Below are 3,737 nucleotides of genomic sequence, written 5' to 3'. Positions count from 1 at the left end.
TGCTGGAATTCAGGTATATTAGTCATTTTGGCAGTTTTTGACTCTTCTTTTTTCAGGCTTTGTGAGAAATCCGGGTAGAGCATTTTCTTAAATATGGCGATACCACAGCCGCGATTAAATCCTTTGATGATTGCCTAGACGACGGAAATTTTAGAGTTCAAAACCCCACATTCGCTGCTAACTTCTTTCAAATTTGGGCATGGGATGAACTTGACAACACCCTAAATTCTTGCAGTGAGCCATATAAGGCAGGGGAAAACCTTAAGAAGATTTTTAAACAGTTTGGACACAATAATATTGGCTGGATTGTGTCGGGTCAATCGGTGATGACCAAACAGATCCCAGGCTTTACCAATGATGATAGGTCACTTTTTACCGAGATTATTATCGGCATTCCCAAAATCAGACATTATCTAAATACTTATGGAAAGGGGAAAAATAGCGAGTCCAACCTAGCTAAATTGACTCGCAACTTAGACGCTATCGAAGAATACATTGACCAGAAAAATGGTTTAGTTACCGACGATGCCAGATTATTAAGAGTGGCTTTAATAGTCGATTCCCGTTCACCTAAGCTCTACTTTTTACCTAATTTAGATAAAGTCAGTTTTAACTATCAAGAAATAGAGGAGGCAAAGCGACTGGCAAGACTTGCCAAGTCCCCTGGCACAATTGGCAACGGGCTAGACAGTGAAAGCTTAAAGCCTTATACAGCAAGCAATAATCAAATGGTAAGCTTGCCACCAAAAACAACTATAGGGGGTAGTCACCAATCTGGCACAAGTCCCCACTGTCCCCACTGTGGGAGCGCAAATTTAAAGCTACAAAATGACGATAGATATCGCTGTCTAGACTGCAAAAAGCGCACAGTTAGCAATAAGATAGTCTGGAAATAAATATATGAATTTTGATGATATTTCAACAATTGTCTATCAGCCTAAAAATGACCATGAGCCAGGATTTATATATTTAATGGAAGCAGAGGGTTATCACGGCTTAATTCCTGGCTGTTACCTCCGTCGTTGCAAAATTGGGTTATCTCGTAATCCACAGGCTAGACTTGAGAACTTTCACCGAAATCAACCACCTTGTAATGTGAAGATTCTCAAGACTATTTATGTAGAGGATATGGCAGATGTAGAAGGCGAATTACATCAACAATTTAGCCGATGCAATGTTGAGTTAATCAAAAGTCAAGAGTGGTTTGATTTTAATCCAGTGCAATTTATGATGGTTAATTGGGAGTTTGAGAAGCGATCGCTACACGTCTTTAGCATTAGCGACTTGCCAATTAAGCTAATCATTTTCAGCATGATCGGGCTATTGTCCGTGGGTGCGATCGCTGGCAGATTTACAAATCAACCAGTTAACTCCGTGATACAGCCACAAGAGAAATTGACAAAGTAAGCAAAATTAAGGGAGGTTGTTAGCCTCCCTTTGGGTTTTAGAACGGTGTGTTACCAGTCTCGTTTACCTTGGCGAGATATCCCCGCCAGTACTGTCCATCCTGGCTTTTGGGCGGTAATCCAATCGCCGCGTCGAATTCACCGTCGAAGTAATCGTTAGTAGCTTGAGATTGTTGAGGGCTAGCAATTGTGAGTAACATGAGAATACCTTTTTATTTTTAAGTTGCGGGTTAGTATCCCGCTTTTTCTGTGGTTTCTTTAACCTGTTACAGTTATAGCTAACTTGTTAGATAGCGTCAATAACAGATTATAAATTAACAAGTTATTGACACCTATTAACTTGTTATATAAACTGGTAACAGCTTAAAAATAAAAGGGAGCCGATTAGATGTCAAAAGCAGTTCAAGAGCAAGTAGAGAAACTGTTTGAAGCGGTTAAGGATTTGCACTCATTAGAGGAAATTAAGCCACACTGTGAACAGTTTAATGAGTGGTTAAATACCAATACCAGCTACAGCATTAAAAGCTTAGGCACTGTTCTTAGTCGGGCTGGCTTCTATAAAAAATTTAAGTCGTTGCCTTTAGAACAAGGTAAAAACGCTGACTCTGAACCAAAACATGATGCACAAGGTAACGTAACTGGTTATGAGTTAAAGCACTATGTTTTATTGTTGTGTGGTCTGGATAAAAGCCATTGGGAAGAGAGAAACAAGTCTACACGAGTAAGCGATCGCCTTGAAAATGGTCAGGAAATCAGCCCAGATGAATATCTAGAGGTAACAGGTAAGCTGTTAGAGTCCCAAGACTTGCATGAGGTAGCAGTAGGGTTAATTGCTGCCACTGGCCGCCGCCCTCATGAAATTCTCGCTCGTGCTAAGTTTGCGGCTGTTGAGGGTCAAAGCTATCAGGTAATGTTCACTGGGCAAGGTAAAAAACGGGGTGACAAGCCAGTGTTCCCCATTGCTACCCTTTACCCTGCTAGTTACGTCATCGAGCGGTTGAACTGGTTAAGAAAGGAGCCAACAACTAAAGCACTATTAAAAGAAGTGGCTAACGAGAATCCTACAGACATCTCAGCACAAAACCGCGCCATTGATAGCCGCCGCAACGGTTCACTTAACCGGGTAGTTCGTAGTTACTTTGGGGATAAGGGAGATAAAGCACCGATTCTAAATTTCCGACATGGTGAAGAACAAGATAACAATAAAGCCCTCCGGGCCGCATATCTAGCACTGGCTACCGAGCGCGATTGTAGTGGGGCGATTGGTTCTAAGATGCTATACGCGGCTAGATTAGCCGGACACTTTGTTAAGGATGCTCCCACCGACCGAGATTTACAAAACCTCGTAACCACTTTGGGGTATGTCGATTACTACCTTACAAAACCTGTAGGCTTCCCAGATGCACCAGAGAAAGAAAAACTTTCAAATGTTCGGGTCAACTCTTCAGATTTAGAAGCTATTCGCCACTTGCAAGAGGAATTAAATTTACCCAACCAACAATCAGCTATTACCTACTTACTTGAATCATTTAACAGCCGGCTGGACACTGCAAAGCAATTACAGTCAGCGCAACAGAGAGTTGCCCAGTTAGAGCAAGTCAATAGCGAATTAGAAACAACTAACCAACTACAACAGGAGAAAGCAGCAATGGAAGCCAGCGCACCACAGCAACCACAAACAATTACTCTCAATGTCGCCGAGTTAGATTCTTGGCTAGAGAAAAAAGTTATTGAGGTAGTGAACAAGTTAACTCAAGGGCAAGTCATTACCCCCGCTGCCAATGTCACCACCGCCAAGTCTATCCCTGTCAAGATTGCCCCAATTAAAGAAGAGATTGACTGGCAAGCCAAAACTGATGCCGAGGTTTGGGCAAGCAAAGCAACCTTAGCAGCTGTAGAAAAAATCCGCAGGTCATTCCAAGCTATCTGTCTTTACAACGATACTGTAGCGACTGGGGACAGTGATCGCCTTGCAATTACTAACCAAGCCTTGAGAGATTTATCAGGCTGTAACGGCTTGCTGGTACGTGATTGGATTCAGTCCCATGAGGATGAAGTGATTAGCCATAATGCAAAATTCGGTATGGAAAACAAGAAAGACCCCAGTAATCCAGCCAGCTATGCCAATAAGGGCAAGGACACAAATAAAATTCTCTTGCTGATAAATGAAGAATTCCTTAATGGGGAAGGCTTTAAAAAGTCAGCAAAAAGTTGATACCCTCACGCTCTCACTGTCATCACTGGAGACGCGATCACCCTCATCCCCAATCCCTCATTCCCCAATACCCAAACCTCATTCCCCATAGCCTTGCCCTCTGAGAATGACCTTGG

The 3,737-nt window shown here is 42.4% G+C and carries 4 protein-coding genes; 3 read left to right on the top strand and 1 reads right to left on the bottom strand.

From position 1 onward, the window contains the following. Positions 1–326 precede the first annotated feature (326 nt). Together ACEYW6_RS35835 and ACEYW6_RS35830 are read left to right on the top strand one after the other, a co-directional pair. Positions 327–896, top strand: coding sequence for a hypothetical protein (locus ACEYW6_RS35835; RefSeq protein ID WP_412983551.1), 570 nt, complete (start codon positions 327–329; stop codon positions 894–896). Positions 897–900: 4 nt separating this feature from the next. Continuing rightward, complete coding sequence (locus ACEYW6_RS35830) at positions 901–1,407, top strand: GIY-YIG nuclease family protein (RefSeq protein ID WP_412983550.1); 507 nt, start codon at positions 901–903, stop codon at positions 1,405–1,407. 37 nt (positions 1,408–1,444) lie between these two features. On the opposite strand, the gene ACEYW6_RS35825 is transcribed toward ACEYW6_RS35830, so the two are convergent. Then, on the bottom strand, positions 1,445–1,606 hold the full coding sequence (locus ACEYW6_RS35825; RefSeq protein WP_412983549.1) for a hypothetical protein: 162 nt from the start codon (positions 1,604–1,606) through the stop codon (positions 1,445–1,447). Between the two features lie 188 nt (positions 1,607–1,794). On the opposite strand from ACEYW6_RS35825, the gene ACEYW6_RS35820 reads away from it, so the two are divergent. Next, positions 1,795–3,621, top strand: coding sequence for a protelomerase family protein (locus ACEYW6_RS35820; RefSeq protein WP_412983548.1), 1,827 nt, complete (start codon positions 1,795–1,797; stop codon positions 3,619–3,621). Positions 3,622–3,737: the final 116 nt, after the last annotated feature.

This window comes from Nostoc sp. UIC 10607, assembly GCF_047228265.1.
Lineage (GTDB): Bacteria > Cyanobacteriota > Cyanobacteriia > Cyanobacteriales > Nostocaceae > Nostoc > Nostoc foliaceum_A.
Note: the sequence above shows the minus strand (reverse complement) of the source record. Positions and strands in the feature narration are given on the sequence as shown.

What these genes read in the sequence shown, in the direction of transcription:
- ACEYW6_RS35835 (WP_412983551.1), top strand. Translation starts at nt 327, where the DNA reads ATGACCAAACAGATCCCAGGCTTTACCAATGATGATAGGTCACTTTTT.
- ACEYW6_RS35830 (WP_412983550.1), top strand. Translation starts at nt 901, where the DNA reads ATGAATTTTGATGATATTTCAACAATTGTCTATCAGCCTAAAAATGAC.
- ACEYW6_RS35825 (WP_412983549.1), bottom strand. Translation starts at nt 1,606, where the DNA reads ATGTTACTCACAATTGCTAGCCCTCAACAATCTCAAGCTACTAACGAT.
- ACEYW6_RS35820 (WP_412983548.1), top strand. Translation starts at nt 1,795, where the DNA reads ATGTCAAAAGCAGTTCAAGAGCAAGTAGAGAAACTGTTTGAAGCGGTT.